This is a genomic window from Azospirillum sp. B4 (genome assembly GCF_000333275.1).
Classification (GTDB): domain Bacteria; phylum Pseudomonadota; class Alphaproteobacteria; order Azospirillales; family Azospirillaceae; genus Nitrospirillum.
Genome location: NZ_BACU01000687.1, coordinates 1 through 20,648, shown reverse-complemented (window position 1 = coordinate 20,648; position 20,648 = coordinate 1). Strand labels below are relative to the sequence as shown.

Annotated in this window: 22 protein-coding genes and 1 pseudogene; 10 read left to right on the top strand and 13 right to left on the bottom strand. The window is 67.5% G+C overall.

The annotated features are described in order from the left end of the window. Nucleotides 1-41 precede the first annotated feature (41 nt). The 3 genes from I55_RS30810 to I55_RS30800 are packed head-to-tail and all read left to right on the top strand — an operon-like array spanning nt 42 to nt 3,797. Complete coding sequence (locus tag I55_RS30810) at nt 42-2,276, top strand: Wzz/FepE/Etk N-terminal domain-containing protein (RefSeq protein WP_159107306.1); 2,235 nt, start codon at nt 42-44, stop codon at nt 2,274-2,276. Next, nucleotides 2,245-2,994 (top strand): hypothetical protein, encoded by a 750-nt coding sequence (locus I55_RS30805; RefSeq protein ID WP_148294065.1) that lies wholly within the window; start codon nt 2,245-2,247, stop codon nt 2,992-2,994. Before I55_RS30810 ends, I55_RS30805 begins: the two co-directional genes overlap by 32 nt. Beyond that, a complete protein-coding gene (locus I55_RS30800) occupies nt 2,994-3,797 on the top strand; it encodes a WecB/TagA/CpsF family glycosyltransferase (protein ID WP_044564544.1) in 804 nt (267 codons plus the stop codon). The genes I55_RS30805 and I55_RS30800 overlap by 1 nt, the downstream gene beginning before the upstream one ends. 64 nt (nt 3,798-3,861) lie before the next feature. On the opposite strand, the gene I55_RS30795 is transcribed toward I55_RS30800, so the two are convergent. Then, nucleotides 3,862-4,815: a UDP-glucuronic acid decarboxylase family protein gene (locus I55_RS30795; protein ID WP_044564543.1), complete on the bottom strand. Its 954-nt coding sequence runs from the start codon at nt 4,813-4,815 to the stop codon at nt 3,862-3,864. A gap of 212 nt (nt 4,816-5,027) precedes the next feature. On the opposite strand from I55_RS30795, the gene I55_RS30790 reads away from it, so the two are divergent. From I55_RS30790 to I55_RS30780, 3 genes are read left to right on the top strand one after another with little or no spacing between them, the layout of a single operon-like run. Further along, the gene (locus I55_RS30790; protein ID WP_044564559.1) at nt 5,028-5,975 is read left to right on the top strand and encodes a hypothetical protein; all 948 of its coding nucleotides are present in this window, start codon (nt 5,028-5,030) and stop codon (nt 5,973-5,975) included. A gap of 5 nt (nt 5,976-5,980) precedes the next feature. Next, a complete protein-coding gene (locus tag I55_RS30785) occupies nt 5,981-6,811 on the top strand; it encodes a sulfotransferase domain-containing protein (RefSeq protein ID WP_044564542.1) in 831 nt (276 codons plus the stop codon). Between the two features lie 40 nt (nt 6,812-6,851). Then, complete coding sequence (locus tag I55_RS30780; RefSeq protein WP_044564541.1) at nt 6,852-7,148, top strand: DUF6916 family protein; 297 nt, start codon at nt 6,852-6,854, stop codon at nt 7,146-7,148. An 82-nt stretch (nt 7,149-7,230) separates the two neighbouring features. On the opposite strand, the gene I55_RS30775 is transcribed toward I55_RS30780, so the two are convergent. The 4 genes from I55_RS30775 to I55_RS30760 are packed head-to-tail and all read right to left on the bottom strand — an operon-like array spanning nt 7,231 to nt 9,574. Then, nucleotides 7,231-7,779 carry a GNAT family N-acetyltransferase gene (locus I55_RS30775; RefSeq protein WP_049974671.1) on the bottom strand — a complete coding sequence of 183 codons (549 nt, stop codon included), beginning with the start codon at nt 7,777-7,779 and terminating at the stop codon, nt 7,231-7,233. 7 nt (nt 7,780-7,786) lie between these two features. Beyond that, nucleotides 7,787-8,368 carry a phage tail protein gene (locus tag I55_RS30770; RefSeq protein ID WP_044564540.1) on the bottom strand — a complete coding sequence of 194 codons (582 nt, stop codon included), beginning with the start codon at nt 8,366-8,368 and terminating at the stop codon, nt 7,787-7,789. 27 nt (nt 8,369-8,395) lie between these two features. Continuing rightward, on the bottom strand, nt 8,396-8,935 hold the full coding sequence (locus tag I55_RS30765; protein ID WP_044564539.1) for a phage tail protein: 540 nt from the start codon (nt 8,933-8,935) through the stop codon (nt 8,396-8,398). A gap of 51 nt (nt 8,936-8,986) precedes the next feature. Then, on the bottom strand, nt 8,987-9,574 hold the full coding sequence (locus tag I55_RS30760) for a phage tail protein (protein ID WP_044564538.1): 588 nt from the start codon (nt 9,572-9,574) through the stop codon (nt 8,987-8,989). A gap of 475 nt (nt 9,575-10,049) precedes the next feature. On the opposite strand from I55_RS30760, the gene I55_RS30755 reads away from it, so the two are divergent. Then, nucleotides 10,050-11,945 (top strand): asparagine synthase-related protein, encoded by a 1,896-nt coding sequence (locus I55_RS30755; protein ID WP_044564537.1) that lies wholly within the window; start codon nt 10,050-10,052, stop codon nt 11,943-11,945. 22 nt (nt 11,946-11,967) lie between these two features. Here I55_RS30755 and I55_RS33710 read toward each other — a convergent pair whose 3' ends face one another. From I55_RS33710 to I55_RS30740, 3 genes are all read right to left on the bottom strand, one after another. Further along, nucleotides 11,968-12,708: a 2OG-Fe(II) oxygenase gene (locus I55_RS33710; RefSeq protein ID WP_049974669.1), complete on the bottom strand. Its 741-nt coding sequence runs from the start codon at nt 12,706-12,708 to the stop codon at nt 11,968-11,970. A gap of 77 nt (nt 12,709-12,785) precedes the next feature. Then, a complete protein-coding gene (locus I55_RS30745; protein WP_044564536.1) occupies nt 12,786-13,088 on the bottom strand; it encodes a PqqD family protein in 303 nt (100 codons plus the stop codon). Between the two features lie 132 nt (nt 13,089-13,220). Continuing rightward, nucleotides 13,221-13,661, bottom strand: coding sequence for a lasso peptide biosynthesis B2 protein (locus I55_RS30740; RefSeq protein ID WP_044564535.1), 441 nt, complete (start codon nt 13,659-13,661; stop codon nt 13,221-13,223). A 161-nt stretch (nt 13,662-13,822) separates the two neighbouring features. Here I55_RS30740 and I55_RS30735 point away from each other — a divergent pair, with 161 nt between their 5' ends. Beyond that, nucleotides 13,823-15,553, top strand: a complete 1,731-nt coding sequence (locus tag I55_RS30735) for an ABC transporter ATP-binding protein (protein ID WP_049974668.1) — start codon at nt 13,823-13,825, stop codon at nt 15,551-15,553. A gap of 4 nt (nt 15,554-15,557) precedes the next feature. Here I55_RS30735 and I55_RS33705 read toward each other — a convergent pair whose 3' ends face one another. From I55_RS33705 to I55_RS30710, 5 genes are read right to left on the bottom strand one after another with little or no spacing between them, the layout of a single operon-like run. Continuing rightward, a complete protein-coding gene (locus I55_RS33705) occupies nt 15,558-16,178 on the bottom strand; it encodes a hypothetical protein (RefSeq protein WP_049974667.1) in 621 nt (206 codons plus the stop codon). A gap of 13 nt (nt 16,179-16,191) precedes the next feature. Further along, the gene (locus I55_RS30725) at nt 16,192-16,998 is read right to left on the bottom strand and encodes an ABC transporter permease (RefSeq protein WP_044564534.1); all 807 of its coding nucleotides are present in this window, start codon (nt 16,996-16,998) and stop codon (nt 16,192-16,194) included. After that, entirely contained in the window at nt 16,995-17,729 is a 735-nt protein-coding gene (locus I55_RS30720) for an ABC transporter ATP-binding protein (RefSeq protein WP_044564533.1), read from the bottom strand. The genes I55_RS30725 and I55_RS30720 overlap by 4 nt, the downstream gene beginning before the upstream one ends. Continuing rightward, a complete protein-coding gene (locus tag I55_RS30715; protein ID WP_044564532.1) occupies nt 17,726-18,697 on the bottom strand; it encodes a PQQ-dependent catabolism-associated beta-propeller protein in 972 nt (323 codons plus the stop codon). Before I55_RS30715 ends, I55_RS30720 begins: the two co-directional genes overlap by 4 nt. Next, the gene (locus I55_RS30710) at nt 18,685-19,935 is read right to left on the bottom strand and encodes an ABC transporter substrate-binding protein (RefSeq protein ID WP_044564531.1); all 1,251 of its coding nucleotides are present in this window, start codon (nt 19,933-19,935) and stop codon (nt 18,685-18,687) included. Before I55_RS30710 ends, I55_RS30715 begins: the two co-directional genes overlap by 13 nt. A gap of 47 nt (nt 19,936-19,982) precedes the next feature. On the opposite strand from I55_RS30710, the pseudogene I55_RS38795 reads away from it, so the two are divergent. Together I55_RS38795 and I55_RS36565 are read left to right on the top strand one after the other, a co-directional pair. Beyond that, nucleotides 19,983-20,117, top strand: a pseudogene (locus I55_RS38795) (transcriptional regulator domain-containing protein); the annotation flags it as partial. Nucleotides 20,118-20,148: 31 nt separating this feature from the next. Further along, nucleotides 20,149-20,648, top strand: a 500-nt coding sequence (locus I55_RS36565; RefSeq protein ID WP_049974666.1) for a DUF2285 domain-containing protein, incomplete at its 3' end; no start/stop codon positions are given.

Below are 20,648 nucleotides of genomic sequence, written 5' to 3'. Positions count from 1 at the left end.
GCCCGTCGCGGCATAGGGGATGGAGTTTTTGTATGAATTCGGTGACCCGCCTTGAAGATCTCGGCGCGGCGGTGGCCCGGTCCCCCGGGCCCGTGGCTGAGGTCGACATCGGCCAGCTGTTGCGCACCTTGTGGCGCCGGCGCTGGGTTATCCTGTCGATCACCGGGCTGTCGCTGGTGGCAGCCTTCTTCATCCTGTCGCAGATCACGCCGATCTATACCGCGACCACCAAGGTGATGATCGAAAGCCGCCGCAGCCGGGTGCTGGATGGCCGTGAGTTGGTCAGCGGCATGGAACCGGTCAACATGACGGTGATGAGCCAGGTTGAGGTCATCCAGTCGCGTAACATCGCCAAGCGCGTTGCCGACAAGCTGGACCTTTACAACGACAAGCGCTTCAATCCCGCCCTGATGCCGTCCCAGGGTTCCCGCCTCATGGGCACCTTGTCGGCGCTGGTGGGTGAGGTGCGGCAGCTGTTCACCGGTCCCGCCCGCCAGATCGACGAGGCGACGCGGGCACAGCGCCAGCGCGAGGCGGTGGTGGACAAGGTGCTGGGCAGCCTGACGGTGGAACCGGTGCCGCAGTCGCTGGTCATCCGCATCGGCATGCGCTCCCCCGACCCGGTGCTGGCGGCGCAACTGGTCAACGCCTATGCTGACGCCTGTGTCGAGGAACAGCTTGAGTCCAAGTTCGAGACGGTCCGCCACATCTCCACCTGGCTGAACTCCCGCCTGGAAAGCCTGCGCACGGCCGTGGTCGATTCGGAGCGGGCGGTCGCGGCCTACCGCACCGCCAACGGCCTGGTGGACACCAGTCAGCGGGGCCAATCCACCAATCAGCAACAGTTGTCCGAACTGAGTTCCCAGCTGGTGATGGCCCAGGCCAAGCGCGCTGAAACCGAGGCGCGCCTGTCTCGCGTGGAGTCGGCCTTGGCCTCGGGCCATACCGATGGCGCGCTGGACGACATGCTGGACTCCCCCTTGGTGCAGCACCTGAAGGAGGAACAGGCGACCCTGGCGCGCAGCGTGACGGAGCTGCGGGCCCGCTATGGCGACCGGCACCCGGACATGGTCAAGGCCAAGTCGGAACTGGCCCAGGTGGAGCGCCAGCTGACCGGCGAAATCCAGAACCTGGTGAAGTCGCTGCGCAACGACTTCGCGGTGCAAAAGCAGCGTGAATCCAGCATCGCCGCCCAAATCCGCTCGGCGGAAGGGTCGGTGCTGACGCAAAGCAAGGCGGAAATCCGCCTGCATGAGCTGGAGCGCGATGCCCAGGCCAACCGCGTCCTCTACGAATCCTTCCTATCCAAATTCAAGGAGTCGGGGGAGCAGGAGCAGTTCCAGCAGGCGGACACCCGTGTCATCTCCCCGGCCGAGGTGCCGCGCCGGCCGTCGTATCCGCGCCGCCCGATGGTGCTGACGGCCGCCGCCGTCCTGGGCCTGCTGGGCGGCATCGCCCTGGTTCTGCTGCTTGAGCAGCTGGACCGTACCGTGCGCACCCGCGACCAGTTGGAGGAGCTGGTGGGCCTGCCCACCTTCGCCCTCATCCCGCAGATCAAGGGCGGCACCGGGGAGACGGGTGTGCAGAGCTACATCATGGACCACCCCAGCTCCTCCTACGCCGAGGCCTTCCGCATGGCCTGGGTCGGCCTGCAGCAGGGGCTGGGCGAGCAGGGGGGCATTGTCGTCGTCACCTCCTCCGTTCCGGAGGAAGGCAAGAGCTTGACCTCGTTGTCGCTGGCACGGGTGGTGTCCACCCTGGGGCAGCGGGTCATCGTCATCGACGCCGACCTGCGCCGCGCCTCGCTGGGGGCCAAGGCCGGCGTGCAGGCCCCGCACACCTTCCCCGAAGTCATCGCGGGCCGGGTGACGGTGGAGGAGGCCATCATCAACGATCCCCTGTCGCAGGCGGACATCCTGATCAGCCGGCCGGGTGGGCATAAGGATGTGAACCTTCTGGCCTCCTCCGACCGGGTGGCGGAGATTCTGAACGGCCTGCGCGCACGGTATGACCTGATCGTGGTCGACAGCCCCCCGGCCCTGGCCATGGCCGACGTGCAGGTGCTGTCGCGGATGGCGGACAAGACCGTGTTCTGCGTCCGCTGGGACCAGACCCCGCGGGAGACCGTGTTGTCGGCCCTGCGGGTCTTGCGCGACGCCAAGGCCAAGATCGCGGGCCTCCTGTTGACCCGCGTCGATATCAGCAAGCACTCCCGCTACGGCTATCATGACGTCGGCTACTACTATGCGCGCTACCGCAACTATTATTCCGAGTGAGGCGGCGGCGGCCCGCGCGCTGCCCACCCCCCGGGAATGGTGGGGGGCGGTCGCGGTGTCGCTGGCGCTGGGCCTCGCGCTGATCGTCCTGGCTCTTCCCCGCGTGTCGCTGGAAGGGTACCTGCTGACGGCGCTGCCGGGTCTGGACGCCCTGGAGGCCGGCCAGACCCCGGAGGATGGGAAGGCCGCCGTGACCCTTGCCCAGGACCTGTCCGCGATGGCCCGGAAGAGCGGCGCGCCGCAAGCCTATGCCCTGGCCGCGCGTGCCTGGATCGCCGTGGCCAAGCGATCCCTGGCCAGCGCCGGGCCGGTCGGCAAGGACGTGGCCGAGGCATTGGCCCAGGCGCAGGCGGCGCAGGCCGAGGGCCTGGCGCGGGCGCCGGCCGACCAGTACGGCTGGCAGCGCCTGGCCTATACGCTGAGCCAGCGCAATGACTGGATCACAGCGGCCCACGCCTGGGGAATGGCCATGCGCACGGGGCCGTTCGAGCCCTCGCTGATGGGGGTGAAGTTCCGGTCCGGCCTGGCGCTTTGGCGCTACATGGATCTGGACGAGCGGGCGCGGTTCTCCTGGCTGGTGGAAACCTTCCTGCAGACCCAGCGCCAGGAAATGATGGCCCAGGTCCGCCGCTTCGACGCCATCGCCACGGTGCGCCAGGCCCTGGCCGCCCGCCCCGCCGCCGCCGCCACTTTCGAGCATGCCCTGACGGAACCCTGATGAGCGCGCATCCGCCTTCCCAGTCCCGGCCGCCACTGCCGGTCCCTGCCACCACGCCCATCCTGGGCCTGCCGGTGCACATGACGAACCTGCAACTGGCGGCGGAGGTGGCGGAGGCCATGATCCGCACCGACCAGCGCGGCTATTTCTGCCATGTGGACGCGCGATCGGTGTTGGCCGCCCATGACGAGCCGACGGTGCATGCGGCCATGAGCGGCGCCACCCTGGTCTGCCCCGACGGCATGCCCATGGTTTGGCTGGGCCGGCGCCGGGGGCATGACGTCGCCCGCACCTACGGGCCCGACTTCATGGAACTGTTGTTTGAGCGCACCGGCGCCTGGACGGACCGGCCCTGCCGCCATTTCCTGTTCGGCTCCACCCCCCAGATTCTGGCGGACCTGGTGGCGTCGCTGCGTCGGCGGGCGCCAGGGGCGGAAATCGCTGGCACGCTGTCCCCCCGCTTCGGCGAATGGACCGTGGACGAGGTGGCGGAACACCGGCGCATCATCAACGACAGTGGCGCCGACGTGGTGTGGGTGGCCCTGGGCGCGCCGCGCCAGGATCTGTGGATGCATGAGAACCGCGCCCATCTGAAGGCACCGCTGCTCGTGGGCGTGGGGGCGGCTTTCGCTTTCCTGGCGGGAACGGTGCGCCAAGCGCCGCCGGCCATCCGCCGGTCCGGCTTCGAATGGCTGTTCCGGCTGGTGACGGAACCTCGCCGCCTGGGCGGCCGTTACGCCGCCACGGTGCCGCGTTTCGCCGCCCTGGTCCTGATGGAGGAACTGCGCCGCGCGTCCACTTGACGCGCGCTTTCATAAGCCGCTGGCGTCAGTGGGACGCCTCAGCGGGACGCCTCAGCGGGACGCCTCAGGGGAACGCCAGCGCCGCGCGGAAGTAGGCGATGGTGGCGCGCAGGCCATCGTCCAGCGCCACCTTCGGTTCCCAGCCCAGGACCTGGCGCGCCTTGTCGATGTTGGGCTGGCGCTGCATCGGGTCGTCCGCCGGCAAGGGCCGGTACACGATGGGGGAGGCGGAGCTGGTCAGCGCCACCACCCGGTTCGCCAACTCCGCCACCGTGATCTCAACCGGATTGCCCAGGTTCATGGGGCCCACGGCCTCCGCCCCCGTCCGCATCATGCGGACGATGCCCTCGATCAAGTCGTCGACATAGCAGAAGCTGCGCGTCTGGCGGCCGTCGCCGTAGAGGGTGATGGGGTCGCCCCGCAGGGCCTGGACGATGAAGTTCGACACCACCCGGCCGTCGTCCGGGTACATGTGCGGCCCATAGGTGTTGAAGATGCGGGCCACGCGGATCTCCAGCCCGTGCTGGCGGTGATAATCGAAGAACAGCGTCTCGGCGCAGCGCTTGCCCTCGTCATAGCAGGCGCGGGGGCCGATGGGATTCACGTTGCCGTGATAGTCCTCGGTTTGCGGATGCACCGCCGGGTCGCCGTACACCTCGGAGGTTGAGGCCTGGAAAATGCGGGCGCGCAGGCGCTTGGCCAGTCCCAGCATGTTGATGGCGCCATGAACCGACGTCTTGGTCGTCTGGACCGGATCCTGCTGGTAATGGATGGGCGAGGCCGGGCATGCCAGGTTGTAAATCTCGTCGACCTCCACATAGAGGGGGAAGGTCACGTCATGGCGCATCAGTTCGAAATGCGGGTTGCCCAGCAGGGGGAGGATGTTGGCCTTGTCCCCCGTGTAGAAATTGTCCACGCACAGCACATCGTAGCCGTCATTCAACAGGCGTTTGCACAAGTGCGATCCCAGAAAACCCGCGCCGCCGGTAACCAGGCATCGCTTACGTAGTCTTTTCATAACGGGATGGCGACCTTTTATTATCAGAATTCGTCACTTCGCGGGTGGCCGCGAACGATGGCGCTGCCACAGTCTATCAGGCGTGTTTGATCTATGCATCGTTTAACGGCGCGATGGCCCGTTTACCGCTCACCATGATTTGCCTTGAAATGGATTGCCCGAGACGCGACAAGTGGGCTCCGCTCCACTTCATGGTTCCAGGTCGGCCTTTCATGACACCAACCGTCGATTGCTGCGCCGCCGGTGACGGTCCGGCGGATCGTACGCTGTGCGGTTTGCGGGTGCTGAGCGATCTGCCCCTGCCGGAGCTGCGGCCATGGACGGGCGATGACCGGCCCGCCGACCTGAGGATTCGCCTGGGCGACGTGCCCGGCCACCTTGAGGAGGGGCTGGCCATTCACCCCCTCGTGCAGGTGGCGCCGGACGGCCGCTGCCGGTTCGCCTTGGCCGCCGTGGGTGCCTATCTCATTTCCAGTGACGGGCGGGAGGTCGTCATCGCTCCGGCCCCCAATGCCACGGGTGATGAGATCCGGACCTTTCTGTTCGGCACCGTCTTCGCCGTGGTTTGTCATCGGCGGGGTTTGCTGCCGTTGCACGCGTGCTGCGTGCAGGTGGGCGATAAGGCCGTGGCCTTCGCCGGGGACAGTGGCGTGGGAAAATCCACCTTGGCGGCCACGCTTTGGACGCGGGGATATCCCCTGTTGGCCGATGATGTCACCGTGGTGGACATGAACGGCCCCGGTGGCCCCAGGGTGCTGCCCGCCTTCCCCAGGGTGAAGCTGTGGCGCGATAGTTTGGAGCGTCTGGGGCGCTCGGTCGACGGACTGGGAGCGGTGCGGGCGTCCTTGGACAAGTACCATCTGCCGGTGGAAGAGGGCTTCTGCGCCACATCCTTGCCTCTCGCCGGCTTGGTGCAGTTGGAAAAGAGTCGGAAGGTGCCGGCCGGGATTCGGCTTTTGCCGGTGACGCAGGGTTTGGGGCGGCTCAACATGGTCCTGTACCGCCCCCGGCTGATGCTTCGGCTGGGAACCCAGGCGCAGCAGATGGCGCAGTTCCTGCGCCTTTTGGGAAGCGTCGGGGGGCTACGCGCGTTGCGGCGGCCTGAAACGCCGGCCGAATGGGACGAGGTGGAGGCTCTTCTTCCAGCCGTGGTGGGGTAGGGGCCATGGGCGGATTCTACTGGATCGCCTCCTACCCCAAATCGGGCAACACCTGGATGCGGCTGATGTTGGCCAGCCTCATCGAGGGCGGCGCGCCGCCGGATTTCACCAAGACGATGGGATTTGCCAGTGCCGCTGGCGCCGTCACGGACATGGATCTGTTCCTGGACGTGGAATCCAGTGACCTGACGCCGGTCGAGCAGGCCGAACTGCGCCATGATCTTGCCGTGGTGACGGCGGCGGCGGCGACGGGGCCGCAGTTCCGTAAGGTGCATGACTGGTGGGGACTTACCCCCGCGGGACGTCCCCTGTTTCCGCCCCAGGTCACGCTGGGCAGCGTCTACCTGGTGCGCGATCCCCGGGACGTGGCCGTGTCCTGGGCGCATCACAGTGGTTTGAGCCTGGACGACTCCATCGCCTTCCTGGCCCGGCCCGGCGCGGTCGTCGCGACGGCCGGCCGGTGGAAAGACCAGTTCGAGCAGCGCTTGGATAGTTGGAGCGGCCATGTGGCCAGTTGGCTGGCGGCTGATCCCGCCCCCTTGCTTGTGCCCTATGAACGCCTGTCGGCGGATCCGGCGGGCGTTTTGGCGCAAGTGGCCGCCCATTGCGCCATCACCGCCTCTGACGCCGCCATAATGAATGCCGTGACGGTCACGCGTTTCGATCGGTTGCGGCGCGAGGAGGAGACCCACGGATTCGAATTGGGCCAGCGGCGTGGCCGGGTCTTCTTTCGCCGTGGTCTGGCCGGGGGCTGGCGCGACACCTTGAGCGCCGCGCAGGCCGATCGCATCGTTCAAGACCATGGGCCGATGATGGCCCGCCTGGGCTATATCTGACAGCGGGCCTAAGCCCCACACAGCGACAAGGGAGGATTCGATGTTGACCTATGAAGCCGCCAAGGCCGTCGAGGGCGGCGCCTTCACCATCCAGGCGGGCGCTGGGCCAACCCTGCCCCTGACCCTGGTCGAGGTGCAACTGGGCCGGTGCCGCACGCCCCTTCCCGGCCTGCCCCAGCCTTTCTCCCTCTATCTCAAGGGAACCCCGCGGGTCATGTGCCCCCAGGGCACCTATGTGTTGGAGAACGGGACGCTGGGCCGGCTGGAGGTGTTCGTGGTGCCGGTGGGCGACGATCCCGAGACCGGGGAAGTCCTGTATCAGGTAATCTTCAACTGAGCCGGATGCCGCCGGGCCGTGCCCCCCTGACAGGGGGAACGACCCGGCGTCAGCGCGTCTCAGGGGTGATCAGGAAGAGTGCTCAGGTGGACGGCGGGAACCAGTCCATGCGGCGGTGCACGCTCTTGTCGTCCCCGGTCTGCACGAAGCCCAACCGCTCATACAAGCGCCGGGCGCCATGGTTGAACATCTCCACATGGATGGAGACACCAGTGCCGGCCACCGCACCCTGGGCGAACACGGCGCGGATGAAACCGGCCCCGATGCCCTGGCCCCGGTGGCTGGGCAGCAGGGATATGTCGATGATGCGCAAATCCGACGGTCCCTGGTGCAGATAAAGCCTGCCGACCGGATCGCCCCCATCGGTGATGATGCCCCACGCGGCCCCTGCGTAATGGGTCTTGTAATGGCGGGTCTGGAAAAGGAACTGCTGGCTGAGAAAGCCCACTTTGGCATCGTCCGGCCAGTCGGCGGCGGCCAGCTCCTCCCACCGGACGGAGACATAAAGGGTGCGCAGAAATTCCTGGTCCTGCTCGGCTTCCGGGCGTAGGCCCAGTCCCCGTGCCGCCAGGTCCGGCGGCACGGGGGGCAGGGCCGTCGCGCGGACATCGCTGACGGTGGTCACGCTCATGAGGCCATCAGTTCTTCGTGGGATAGACGTCGCCGTTCATGCAGATGCAGAAGTTCAGGGCGAGATAGGGGGATACGTTGGTATGCGGGTCCGCCCCACCGCCAGCGTTACCATAGGCCGTCGTCAATGACGATTGGGACAGGGTGGTTGGGTTGGTGACACTTGAGTACAGGGACCAGCCGTCATAACCGACGTTCCCCTTGCGAGGCACGCCGACGTAGGAGTTGGGGACCGGCCCGCCGCTGACGCCCAACTTCGACGGTCCGCCCACAGCCTGATGGTTGTGGGACGGCATGTTATACTGTGTCAGCGCGATCGAGTTCACACCTTGCACGGTGGATATATTATAGCTCAAGGGGCCATTGGGTGGGGGAGTGACGGGGACGGTGCCGGTGCCCGCCGTGACACGTCCACGCAGATCCGGAACGTTGAAATTGACGTTGGGCGAACCGCCGTACAGGGTGCCGATGATGGTGTATAGGGCCTGGAATTGCCCGACCAGATACTGCTGACCCCAGCAGAAGGCCCAGTCCTGTGGCGCGTAAGTAAAGGCGAAGGCGCGGATTTCGCCGAAAAAGGCATCAGCCATGATGGTCGCTCCTCAGTGGCGTGCGGGTCAGTTGAAAGAGGGGTATATGCCGAGGGTGGAGATGATGTAGATCAGCCCCATGCTGGGCATGACGTTGTCGTGCGCCTGTGGGCTGGGATAGCCCGAGTTTGAGATCATCTCCTTGGCGGGCGTCGCCGTGGAGGTGGTGTCCGTGGAATAGTAGTTGAAGCCTGTGGAAGCGGTCGCGAAGCCCACGGTGGGGTTGGGGACCGTCGTGGTCGCCGGGCCGGTGCTGGCGTACAGCGTGTGCGTATGGCTTGGCAGGTTGGCTTGCGTCAAGGTGACCTGGGCCTGACCCCCGGCGGCGCCCATGACGTAGGTGTGGGTCAAGCCGGGCGGCACGCCGGTGGAGCGGCCAACGGGGACGCGTGCGGACAGGTTGGGAATGCCGAAGGTGGTGCGGCCGTCGCCGCCATATACCGTGCCCAACAGGGAGTACAGCATCTGGTATTGGTTGATTGAAACAGTCTGCCCCTGACAGAGCAGCCAATTGACGGGCGCGAACGTTCCAGCGAACACACGGATTTCGCCGACATAGGGTTCCATGAACAGCCTCCTGGTTTTGGTGTTTTCCCGTGACGGGTCCCGCGAAGGGCGTCAGTTGCGGGGCGGGAAGATGGCCTGGTTCACCGCGATGCAGTACATCAGCGGCAGGAATGGCTGTCTGTTCTCATGGCCGGCGCCGCCCCCGACGCTTCCGATGGAGGCCGCGATCAAGGCTTGTACTTTGCCGCTCACCAACGGGCCGTACAGTTCGGGGGCGGGGTCTGGGATGGTGACGTTGGGCGGCTTCGTCGATTTGCCGGGAACGGCGCCCGCCTCCGCGATCAGCGACGATGCGTTCTCCGTATCGGCGACGACGTAATGCATGTGCGCTGGAACCTGGGTCGCGGTCAGCACCACGGTTTCGGTTCCGCCTTTTTCGCCGATTGGGATGTTCTTGCCTTGCGGCTGGATCCGCATGGGGTCGGTCATGGCGCCGTACCCCGTTATGGCCCGTCCACGCAGGTCCGGCAGGCCGAAGGTGGTCTTGCCGTCACCGCCGTAGGCCGTGCCCAGCAGGGCGTACAACGCCTGGTTTCCGGTGATCTGAAGCAGTCGGCCGTCACATTCCTGCCATCCGGAGGGGGGCTTGCCGTTACCGTAAGGGAACAGCCTTATTTCGCCTATATAATGATCGCCCATGCCTTTTCCTCCCTGTTGCGGATGGGGACTACGCTCTGACGCAGATAAAGAACTCCGTCGATGCGCGGGTAAAGTGCAAATTTAAAGTTTTTAATCGATTTTTCGGGTGGACTTTTGGCGACTATGCCCCAAAGAATAGTAACATGCTCGACGGGCGCTGCCGCCTTTGTCGCGTTGCGTTGCACCGGCAACGTGTATAAATTAACGGGGCTTGAGGGGTTGATCGCCGGCCCTTTGGTAATACCACCCAATTGTTTGTGACAATTTGTGACTGCGGATGTAACTCATGGACCAAATCAGCCCTGAACCGACGGTGTCTTTGGCGGAGCCGACCACGCGCAAGCGTGTATGGTCACGTCCCGCTTTTGAGACCCTTCAGCTGGAGCGGACCTTGAACAACTCCTCGATCGTCAGCGACAGCACGTCGGACTCGCATAGCTGATCGTGGACATCTGCTCGGTCTAGGAACGCCAGCATGTCCGTTGTCTTCGGGGCGTGTGGCGGTGCCGTGCCGACCAGCGCCGATCGCTATTCCTCGGCCTTGGGTCGCTATCCAGGTGCCCGTTGCGTTCGCACGTACCACGATGACATCTATTTTGTGGCCCAGGGCTTGAAAGCGGGTGGCGGTGCGCCGCATGTGTGCGCGGGCGGCCGTCATGTCCTGGCCTTGGAAGGCTGGCTGGCCAATCGCGAGGATTTGGCGCGGTCCCTTGACTTGGTTGGAGAGCTGCCGGCCGATAGCGTGATGGTGGCGGCCGCACTGCTGCGGTGGGGGCGTGACGCGCTGACCCGGCTGCACGGTGATTTCGTGTTGGCGTGGTGGGATGCGGTGGAGCGTCGGTTGCTGTTGGCGGCTGACCGCACCGGCGGCCGCGCCCTTTTTTATCACTGTGTGGCTGGCCTCGCCACGGGTGGCGGAATAGTTTTCGCCAATATTCCCGGCCCGTTGTTCATGCATCCCTTGGTGCCTCGCGTGCTTGACCCGGCCATGGTGGCGCGCGCGACATTCACCCCGTCCCTGGATCTGCAAGAAACCTGCTTCCACGGTGTAAAGCAGCTGCTGCCGGGGCATATGCTGGACTGGACGGCGGCGGCGGGGGCTCGCGTGTCGCGGTATTGGCGGCTGGATCCGACGCGGCGCCTGCGTCTGCGACGGGACGGCGATTACGTCGAAGCGGCGCGGGAATTATTGGACACGGTGGTGAGAGAGGCCCTGCCGCGTGAGGGCATGGCGGCGTCCATGTTGTCCGGCGGGCTGGACTCCGGCGCCGTCGCGACCACCGTGGCCCGACTGATGGCGCCCACCGCCTTGCACACCGTCACGGTCCGTCCGGACCCTGCCAGTCCCCTGCCTACAGGCAAGCCGCGTCAATTCCTGGATGAATGGGACCACGCCCAGGCGACAGCCCGGCTTCACCCCTCCATCATGCCGCATTGCGTGCCGGCCACGCTGGACTCCCTGGAGGATTTGCTCCGTAGCGGGTTCCACTGGGGCGGCCGTCCGCCCGTGCACCTCATGGCCGCCGCCTGGATGTCGGCCGGTTGGCGGCAGGCACGCCGCCTGGGCGCCACCACGGTGTTCGTGGGGCGCGCCGGCAATGCCACCTTGTCAGCGTCCATTCTGCCAACGGCCTTGAAACCTCGGATCCTGGATATGCCCCAGGCGGTGTACACGGCGGTGCTGGCGGCCAGCAACGGTATGAACGCCATGCCGTACTTGCGCGCCTTCGCCCCGGACTGGCTGCGTGACTGGCGCGCCAACCTCCGGGGGACAGGCCTGATTTGGCAACGGCGCACGGCATTGCGGCGGGAGGCGGCCGAGCGCATCGATATGGATGGGGTCTGGCGTTCCCATCTCTCCGGCGACCGTCATGCCGCCTGGGGCCGGCGCGCGCGCCTGCGCCTGATGGAGCGCACCTGGACGGCGCGCACGCTGTCGGCCTGTCAGCATTTTCGCGATGGTGTGGAGCGCCGAGACCCTTTGGGCGACGTGCGGCTGGCGGAGTTCTGCCTCGCCATCCCCTCCGACCAGTTCACCCGCTTCGGCCAGGATCGTTTCCTCGCCCGCCGCGTGCTGGCCGACCGCTTGCCGCCCGAAGTCCTTCACGAGCGCCGCACCGGGCGCCAGGTGGCGGAGTGGTTCGATTGGGTCAGCCGCAACCGGGCCTGGCTGGCGGCGGAACTGGATGGCATCGAGGCCAGCGCCTTGGGCCGCGACGTGATCGACGTGCCCCGGCTACGGACCATCCTGGATGATTGGCCGGCGAACGCGGACATGGCCGAGCCCCGCTATATGCAGGTGATGAACGTCCTGGGGCGCGGGGTGGCCGTCGGCTCCTTCATCCGTTGGGCGGAAGGCAGCAACATGTGATGCCGAGGCCGGGGCCATCCGCTTAGGCCGCCGGGGCGTCCTTCTGATAGAACCATGCCGTATAGTTGAGGCGGGCCCAATCGCCCGCCGCCGCCGTCATGGGCTCCACGGCGTGGTCGATCTTGCTCTGGGGGTCGAACAGCACCAGGCGGTTGAACAGGGGGTCGATAGCGTCGATGCCGCCGTCCCGTCGCTGCATCAACAGCCGGCCGCCATACTCCGCCCGCCAATCGTCGTGCAGGTAGAGCACCGCACAGAGCACACGGCCCTTCACGCCATCGGAGTGCCAGCGCAGCATATGCTCCTTATGCAGCTTTTTCAGATTGATCTGGCCGGTGCGATCCACCGGCCGTCCCGTGATCGCCCGCAGCCAGTGATGGAAGGCGGCCCCCTGGATCGCCTTACGGAACAGCAAGTCCGTCAGGACCGCCGGCGACATCCGCTTGTCGGCATGGGGTCTGACGTAGATCCCCTCATGGATGAAGCGCTGGTCGTCCGCCGCATCGTCGAACTGTTCCTTGGTCACCCACTCGCGAGTCTCATAAATCTTGTAGACGGTTTCAATGATGCCGTCCTCAAGCAGGACCCGGCGCATCTGGTGCGGGTGTTCCGGCACCAGGAAATCATCAATGACCAGATAGCGTTCGGGACTGGCATGGAAGCGGTGGCGCAAGTCGGCGACGGCGTCGGGCAGGAGATGGCGGGCTTGGACCCAGCGGGCCAGGGCTGGGTCAAAACCGCCGGAGGGTCCGGAATCAGTCATTGGGGTGGTATCCGGTGTGGCGATGACACTGGGTATTCACTGGGGGTGTTCACTGGGGGGTATTCACTGGCGCACGGTCACGGCGCGTTCGCGGGGGGCGTGTCCACGACAATCATATCCTTCGCCAGCAGTCCTTCGAACAGGGCCAGCAGGTCGGCCTCGATGACGGCCGGGTCCCCTTCGTAACTGTCCGCCAGATCCCGTACCAGGTCCGCCACAACCCGGGGCTGGGTCAGGCGTAGCCATATGTCTGACGCCACCGGGTTCAGCCCGTAATACTCCCCCAGCGCGGCATTCATCATGACCACCTCGCCGTTGACGTCGGTGGTCAGGACATCGGGCTTCCGCTGGACGCGGGATCGCGGGGTGATGGGGGGCATACGAATTCTCGGGTGGTGGGTGCCGGGTGTTGGGACCGCGGCCATAAAACCGTCACCCGCCCACAAAAGCAAGCTCACTGCCCCCGTGGCGCGGGACGCTCATTGGCGTGGCGACGGTGTCACCGGTGCCAGTCACCGGTGGGAGGATGCGGCTGGAATGTCGGCCAACGGCGTGAACCCTTCCATCGCATCACCGCCCAGCACCACCGAACCCTGGTAAAGCAACCAGGCGTGGGCCTCCAGCGTGGAGCCGCTCTTGCGCACGCCCAGGCGGATGGTGCCATCGCGCATGCCGCGTCGGCGCAGCAACAGGGTCCCGGCGATGGCCTGTACCAGGCAGGTCGTGGGAAAGGGCATGGTGCGGGACAGGCGCGCCACGCGCCGGGCGACCGCGCCGGCGCGGGGGCTGACGTGGCGGGTGGCGCCCCCGCTGTCCATCGCGTCCGGCTCAACCGGCGCTCGGGCCGGAGCGAACAGGCGCTGTATCCAGCCGAGCGGCAAGACGAACACCATCATCCACGCCAGGAACAACGCGGCGACCGTCTCCACCTTCAGGGCGGTGTTCAGCAGCATGACGCCTCTTTCAGCGAACCCCGACAGTCCCTTCGTGCGCGCCGCCCTTGCGACGATGGCCTTGAGCTCAGGATAGGCACCTGATATCGCGGGTGGGGTCCGGCTGTCCATGGGATTGCCGGGGGAATTGGGGGTACGGGATGACAGTGCCGGGTGGGACGATGACCGATGGATGGGATGGCGCGCCATGGTCCCCCGCGCCGTCCGTCCCCGCCCCCCGCGAGATGCTCGCGGCCCTGCTGTGGCGCCTCCACGCCTTCGGGCGCTGGCGCCTGTTGGCCTTCGCCGCCCTGGCGGCCGCAGGCGCCGTGGCGGAAGGGGCGGGCCTCTTGCTGCTGCTGCCCCTGCTGCGCGCCTTCGGGCTGGCGGGGCAGGCGGATGGGACGGATGGCCTGGGGCTGGCCGCCGTGCTGGTGCTGTATGTCCTGCTGGTGGTTGGCGGCGCGGTGGTGGTGCGCCAGCGCATGGTCATGGGCGCCCGGCTCCGGCAGGCTTTCATCGATGATCAGCGCGTTGGTCTGCACCGCGCCGTCCTGGGCCTGGACTGGGCCGCCTTCCAGGGTTTACGGGCCAGCGACCTGACCCAGGCGCTGACCGCCGACACCGGGCGCACCGGCTTGGCCATCGACATGGTGGCGACCCTGGTGACCACGGCCGTCACCATGGCGGCGGCGCTGGTGGTGGCCGCCAGCCTGTCGCCCTGGCTGGTGGCGGCGGCCCTGGCCCTGGGGCTGGTGGCCGGCCTGCTGTCGCGGACCCTGTCGCGGCGCTCCGTCAGCCTGGGGCGTGCCCAGGTGCGGACGGGGCGGGAGATGCAGGGGGCCCTGGCCGATACCCTGGCCGGCCTGCGTCTGGTCAAGGGCCTGCGGGCGGAGGCCGCGCGGGCTGACCGGTTCGAGGGACTGCTGGCCGAACAGGCGCGGCTGGCCCTGGCCTTCCAGCGCGATGTCGCCACCCGCATGGTGATGCATCGCGGCTTGGCCGCCGCCGGCATCGCCTTTGGCCTGGGGGTGGCGGTGCGCGGCTTCGGTCTGGCGCCGTCCGCGGCCGTGGTCTTCCTGCTGGCCTTCGCCCGCCTGCTGCAGGCGGGCCTGCGCAGCGACCAGTCGTGGCGCACCTTGGTCAACATGCTGCCCGCCTTCGATAGCGTCGACCGGTTGCGGCGATGGTGCGCCGCCCATGCCGAACCAGCGGAAGTGTCGGCCGTGTCCGCCGCCCCGGCGCCCCGCCTGGCCCGCGACCTGGTGCTGGAGGGACTGTCGTTCCATCATCCGGGCGCGGCGCGGCCGGCGCTGGACGGGGTCGATGCCCGTCTGTCGGCCGGCACCACCACGGCGGTGGTGGGGCCTTCCGGTGCTGGCAAGTCCACCTTGGCCGACATCCTGCTGGGACTGCTGGCCCCCACCGCCGGCGTGGTGCGCATTGATGGCGCGCCCTTGAGCGCGGCGGACAGGGTGGCGTGGCGCGCGGCCGTGGGCTATGTGCCCCAGGACGCCTTCCTGTTCCATGACACGATCCGCGCCAACCTGCTCATGGCCCGGTCCGACGCCGACGAGGCGGCGCTGTGGCGCGCGCTGGAACAGGCGGCGGTGGCTGATGTGGTGCGGGCCCTGCCCCAGGGACTGGAGCATGTGGTGGGCGACCGGGGTGGCCGGTTGTCGGGCGGCGAGCGCCAGCGCCTGGCGCTCGCCCGCGCCTTGCTGGGCCGTCCAGCGCTGCTGGTGCTGGATGAGCCGACCAGCGCGCTGGACGCGGACAACCAGGCGCTGGTGCTGAAGACCTTGGCCGCCTTGCGCGGCCAGCTGACCATCGCCATCGTCACCCATAGGGCGGAGGCCTTGGGCGTGGCCGACCAGATCATCCGGCTTGAGGCCGGGCGGCGGGTGGACTGAAGCGTCACGAGCCCAGCCGGTCCCCCAGCACGCGGGCATAGGTGCCCAGGCGGGCCTCCAGGTCCACCGGCACCTCGCAGGTGTAGCGCAGGGTGCGCTCCACCTCCTCGAAATTGCGGATGAGATAGCCACGGCGCTGCACGATCTCCGCCCGCTGCTGCTGCTTGTCCGGGTCGGTGGTCTCCGCCGGGATGGCCTGCAGCTCATTGGTGGCCTTGGACACCAGTTCACCCATCTCCCGCTGCCGGTGGCCCAGTTCCTGGATACGGGTGATGACGTCGCCGCGCTGGCTGTTGACCTCTTCCACGATGCCGGCGAAGACCTTGGGGTAGACGGCGGCGCGCTGGCCCTTGGCCACCGTGTCGGCGAAGCGGGTCAGCGCCTTTTCCCCGTCCTCCACCGGCACGGTGCGCGGGGCCACGTCCCGCACCACGGCGGCCACCCGTTTGTCGGCGCGCCAGTCCACATGGTCCGGCAGGGCGGGGCCGTTCCAGTAGGTGGCCCCGGTCAGCGTCGGCACCAGGCGCTGGCGGCAGGGCCAATCGGGATTGGGCTGCCCGCCGGGCGGGGCGGCCAGCGCGGGCGTGGCCGCCATCATCAGGGCCAGGGCGATCAGGATGCGCATGGGCGAACCTCTCTCACTCGCCGCCGCCTCGGCGGGCCAGCAGGCCGCGGCCGGGGTCGTAGCCCCACACCGCCAGGATCATGAACAGTATCGTGGCCCCCGCCACCACCGCCGCCGACAGCGGTTCCGCCTTGCCATAAAGCGCGAAGCGGATCAGCTCGGTCGCGTGGGTGAAGGGGTTGGCCTGGCAGATCCAATAGAGCGTCAGGCTGCTTTCCTTCACCCGCCACAGGGGGTAGAGGGCGGACGAGGCGAAGAACATGGGGAAGATGACGAAGTTCATCACCCCGGCGAAGTTTTCCAGCTGGCGGATGAAGGACGACAGCACCAGGCCCAGGGCGCCCAGCATCAACCCCGACAGGATCAGCGCCGGCAGCACCGTCACATAGCCCAAGGGCGGCGGATCGATCTCCCAGAACCAGGCGATGGCAAGGAAGATGTAGGCCTGCACCACCGACACCACCACGCTGGCCAGCAGCTTGGCCGTCAGCAGGAACCAGCGGGGGAAGGGGCTGATCAGCAGGGTCTTCATGCTGCCCATCTCCCGGTCGTAGACCATGGACAGGGAGCTTTGCATGCCGTTGAACAGCTGGATCATGGCCAGCAGGCCGGGCGCGATGTAGACCTCATACGGGATGTAGGTGTCGTAGGGCGGGATGATGGACACGCCCAGGACGAAGTGGAACCCCGCCGCGAAGATGGCCAGCCACACCAGCGGCCGCACCAGGGCGGAGAAGAAGCGCCCACGCTGCTGTGTCCAACGCAGCGCCTCCCGCCGCACGATGCCGCCCAGGCAGCGGGCGTACTGGACCGGGGTCATCTGGCGGCCCCCGTCAGCTGATCGAAGGTGGCGCGCAGGGTGGCGGCACCGGCCCGCGCGGCCACCTGGGGTACCGGCCCCTGGTCCAGCACCTGGCCCTGGTGAAGCACGATGACCTTGGCGGTGTCGTCCGCCTCATCGATCAGGTGGGTGGCCCACAGCACGGCCAGGCCCCGCGCCCGGCACAGATGGCGGACATGGTCGATCAGGAAGCGGCGGCTTTCGATGTCCAGGCCCACGGTGGGCTCGTCCAGCAGCAGCAGGGCCGGATCGTGCACCAGGGCGCGGGCCAGCTCCACCCGCCGCCGCTGGCCGCCCGACAGCTGGCGCACCCGGGTGCCCCGCCGGTCGGCCAGACCCACGCGCTCCAGCTCCTCCTCGATGCGCAGGCGGGCGCGGCGGCCGGCCATGCCGTGCAGGCTGGCGTGATAGGCCAGGTTCTGGTCCACCGTCAGGTCCAGGTCCAGGGTCGGCTGCTGGAACACCACCCCCATGGCGGCCAACGCCGCCGAGGGCTGACGGCGGATGTCGTGGCCGAAGACGGCGATACGGCCCTGGCGGCTGTGGTACAGGCGGGTGACCAGGGCGAACAGCGTGGTCTTGCCCGCCCCGTTCAGGCCCAGCAGCACGGTGAAGTCACCGGGCGCGATCTGGAAGCCCACCTCGCGCAGCGCCTGCCGGGACCCGAAGCTGTGGCTCAGGCCGGAAACCTCCAGCGCGGCGACGGTCACGGGGCCACCACCACGCCCCAGGGCAGGCGGCCCACCGGCACCGACTTCACCACCTTCAGGGCGTCGACGTCGATGACCGACAGGTCGTTGCTGACGCCGTTGGTGGTGTACAGCCGCTTGCCGTCGCCCGAGAAGGCCAGGTTCCACACCCGCTGGCCCACCAGCAGGTACTTCTTGACCTGGTAGCTGTGGGTGTCGATCACCGCCACGCGGTTGGCGGGGCCCAGCGCCACGAAGGCGGTGTTGCCGTCGGCGGTCAGCGCGATGCCGACCGGCTGGATGGATTCCTTGGGCACGCCCGGGATTTCGAAGTGGATGGTCTGGGCCACCTTGCGCTGGGCGGCGTCGATGACGGAGACGGTGCCCCCCACCTCCGCCGACACCCACACCTGGGCGGCGTCCTTGGTCCACTGCGCCACGCGCGGACGGCTGCCCACCAGCACGTTGGCCAGCACCTCATGGCTTTGCGTGTCGATGAAGTGCGCCATGCTGGTGGTTTCCGAGGTGTTCACCAGGATCCTGCCATCCGGGCTGATGCCCATGCCCTCCGGCTCCACCCCCACCGCGATCTCGGTGACGATGCGGCCGGCGGCGATGTCCAGCACCGACACCATGTTGTCGTTCTCGTTGGAGACGTACAGCGTCTTGCCATCGGGGCTGAGGGTGAACAGCTCCGGATCCGGGCCGCTGGGCAGGGTGCGGGTGACGGTCAGGCTGGCAAGGTCCAGCACCTCGATATGGTCGGCGTCGCTGGTGCAGATGTAGAGGGACTTGCCGTCCTTGGACAGGGTGATGCCGCGCGGCCGGGCGCCCACCTTCACCGTCTTGGTGACCGCCAGCGTGCCGGCGTCGACCACCGTGATGGTGTTGTCCTTCTCGTTGGAGACCAGCAGGCGCTCCGCCCAGGCCGGTGTGGTGGCCAGCAGGGCCGCCAGCATGCCGGCGGTTTTCATCGTCAGGGATGACATGTCGTCTCCGGTTGGTCGGGACCCAGCGTGTCCAGTTCCGATGTCTCATGCAGGAAGCCTGGCTGGGGTGAGACGGACACCAGCGACCGCGCGTCGGCCAGCAGCACCGGCTGGCGCAGCTGCCCGTCCCAGGCGCGGAAGCTGAGACGGGCGCCCTTGAAGGCCGCCAGCTCGAACTCCGGCTTGCGGAGGTACGCGGTCATGGCGGCACCGTCCACGCTGCCGCCCCGCGTCGCCGCCTCGCCCAGGGCGCGCACGGCCATCCAGGCGCCGTAGTCGCGCTCCGTCATCCAGCGGTTGGCCTGCTTCAGGAAGCGGGCCTGCAGCTGGGTGCCGCCCCACTGCTCGAACGGCCGGGCCCAGGCGGTGGGCACCAGGCCCTGGGTTCCCGCCACCGGCCGGGGGTCGGTGGCGCGATAGCCCAGCTCATCCCCGAAGTTGTCGCCCTCATCCGCCACCACCAGCACGTCGTATTTGACGCCTTGGGTGAAGCGCGCCACCTCCGCCCCGATGGCGTAGTGGCCGGTGTCGGTGCGCCGGGCGCCGGGGTCGTAGGTCCAGGGCTTGTCCGCCACCACCTTCAGGCGGAACTTGCGCGCCGACTTGCGCACCGCGTCGGCGTACAGCTTGTCCTCCGGGTTGGGACCGGCCACCAGCAGGACGTCGCGCCAGTTCTTCACCGCCAGGTATTGCGCCAGGGCGTCGGCCCGCATGGCGCGGCTGGGCAGCAGGTGCAGGACGTTGCGCCGGCATTGTTCCCCCCGCAGGGCGTCGTCGGTGCTGGTGGCGTCCAGCAGGGTGGTGTCCTTCGCCTCCGGCAGATCGGCCAGGCGCAGCAGCAGGTCGGCCGGCACGTCGGTGACGAAGGCGCGATAGCCCTGGGCCACCAGCTTCCTGAAGGCGGCCACCACGGCGTCGGGGTCGGGCTCCAGCGCCTCCTCCAGGTGATAGGCCTGGTGGATGAAGCGGCCGGTGGTGGTGTTGTCGGCCAGGGCCAGGCGGGCGCCCTGCACGCCGTCGTCGTCCGGCGGCTGGTCCAGGAAACTTTGCGGCAGCACCCGCTTCTGCACCAGCGCCAGATAGGCGATGTTGGCCACGGGGTCGGGCTTGGCATCCGGCTTTTGGGTGTCGGGTTTGGGCGCCGCCGGGGGCGCCGCCGGGGGCGCGGCACGGGCCGTGGGGCCGGCCGCCAGCAGGCCGGAGAGAAGCACGCCGATAAGACCATGGCGGCGGTTCATCGCTTCACAACTCGCGTTGCGTAACATTTGCGCGGAGGCGGCGGAGGATGTCCGACGAAGAAAGTTGGCGGTCTGAGGCCGCCTATGACTATATCGATCAGCTTACGACAAGCGAACTTGCCTGGGAATTCCTACGGCGAAACCCGGATTACAGAAGGTCCTTTCAGGAATTGTTGTCCTCCGGGCGGTTGAGCGACGAAACAGCGACGGCGTTTGCTCAGCAATGGGGGTTATGTTTTCGCAGCAGACCCACGCATCACGGGCCTCGCGCAGCCGATCTTCTGGACCCCGCAAACCGATCCGGCGGCGATCATCCTCCAAAGCGGGCCCGCCCTGTCCGAAGGTTCTCATCTTACCGTTGACGATCTTCGGGCTTACGCTGTTCGAGACCGCGAAGCAACGCTTCTGCGGTTGAACCTCCACGGCGAGCGATTCGATGTCAGCCTTTCCGGTTCGAAAGAAGGCGATGCGCTCGCCGCGGTGATCCCGCTGGACGAGATGACACCGGACCGGCTGACGGCGTTGGGCCGGTTCTGGTCGGCCGCGACAGGCCGAGCGGTGCCGGCGGACCCGCGCATCACGACCCAGCGGCTTCAACGGGCGCGACAGATGCTACGTGCCGTCGATGCCCGCGAGACTGGCGCCACCTACCGGGCCATCGCCCACTTTTCTTTTCCCCCACATGAGAACGACGCGTCGTCGTGGGGTGGCAG

What these genes read in the sequence shown, in the direction of transcription:
- I55_RS30805 (WP_148294065.1), top strand. Translation starts at nt 2,245, where the DNA reads ATGCGCGCTACCGCAACTATTATTCCGAGTGAGGCGGCGGCGGCCCGC.
- I55_RS30800 (WP_044564544.1), top strand. Translation starts at nt 2,994, where the DNA reads ATGAGCGCGCATCCGCCTTCCCAGTCCCGGCCGCCACTGCCGGTCCCT.
- I55_RS30795 (WP_044564543.1), bottom strand. Translation starts at nt 4,815, where the DNA reads ATGAAAAGACTACGTAAGCGATGCCTGGTTACCGGCGGCGCGGGTTTT.
- I55_RS30790 (WP_044564559.1), top strand. Translation starts at nt 5,028, where the DNA reads ATGACACCAACCGTCGATTGCTGCGCCGCCGGTGACGGTCCGGCGGAT.
- I55_RS30785 (WP_044564542.1), top strand. Translation starts at nt 5,981, where the DNA reads ATGGGCGGATTCTACTGGATCGCCTCCTACCCCAAATCGGGCAACACC.
- I55_RS30780 (WP_044564541.1), top strand. Translation starts at nt 6,852, where the DNA reads ATGTTGACCTATGAAGCCGCCAAGGCCGTCGAGGGCGGCGCCTTCACC.
- I55_RS30775 (WP_049974671.1), bottom strand. Translation starts at nt 7,779, where the DNA reads ATGAGCGTGACCACCGTCAGCGATGTCCGCGCGACGGCCCTGCCCCCC.
- I55_RS30770 (WP_044564540.1), bottom strand. Translation starts at nt 8,368, where the DNA reads ATGGCTGATGCCTTTTTCGGCGAAATCCGCGCCTTCGCCTTTACTTAC.
- I55_RS30765 (WP_044564539.1), bottom strand. Translation starts at nt 8,935, where the DNA reads ATGGAACCCTATGTCGGCGAAATCCGTGTGTTCGCTGGAACGTTCGCG.
- I55_RS30760 (WP_044564538.1), bottom strand. Translation starts at nt 9,574, where the DNA reads ATGGGCGATCATTATATAGGCGAAATAAGGCTGTTCCCTTACGGTAAC.
- I55_RS30755 (WP_044564537.1), top strand. Translation starts at nt 10,050, where the DNA reads ATGTCCGTTGTCTTCGGGGCGTGTGGCGGTGCCGTGCCGACCAGCGCC.
- I55_RS33710 (WP_049974669.1), bottom strand. Translation starts at nt 12,708, where the DNA reads ATGACTGATTCCGGACCCTCCGGCGGTTTTGACCCAGCCCTGGCCCGC.
- I55_RS30745 (WP_044564536.1), bottom strand. Translation starts at nt 13,088, where the DNA reads ATGCCCCCCATCACCCCGCGATCCCGCGTCCAGCGGAAGCCCGATGTC.
- I55_RS30740 (WP_044564535.1), bottom strand. Translation starts at nt 13,661, where the DNA reads ATGCTGCTGAACACCGCCCTGAAGGTGGAGACGGTCGCCGCGTTGTTC.
- I55_RS30735 (WP_049974668.1), top strand. Translation starts at nt 13,823, where the DNA reads ATGACCGATGGATGGGATGGCGCGCCATGGTCCCCCGCGCCGTCCGTC.
- I55_RS33705 (WP_049974667.1), bottom strand. Translation starts at nt 16,178, where the DNA reads ATGCGCATCCTGATCGCCCTGGCCCTGATGATGGCGGCCACGCCCGCG.
- I55_RS30725 (WP_044564534.1), bottom strand. Translation starts at nt 16,998, where the DNA reads ATGACCCCGGTCCAGTACGCCCGCTGCCTGGGCGGCATCGTGCGGCGG.
- I55_RS30715 (WP_044564532.1), bottom strand. Translation starts at nt 18,697, where the DNA reads ATGTCATCCCTGACGATGAAAACCGCCGGCATGCTGGCGGCCCTGCTG.
- I55_RS30710 (WP_044564531.1), bottom strand. Translation starts at nt 19,935, where the DNA reads ATGAACCGCCGCCATGGTCTTATCGGCGTGCTTCTCTCCGGCCTGCTG.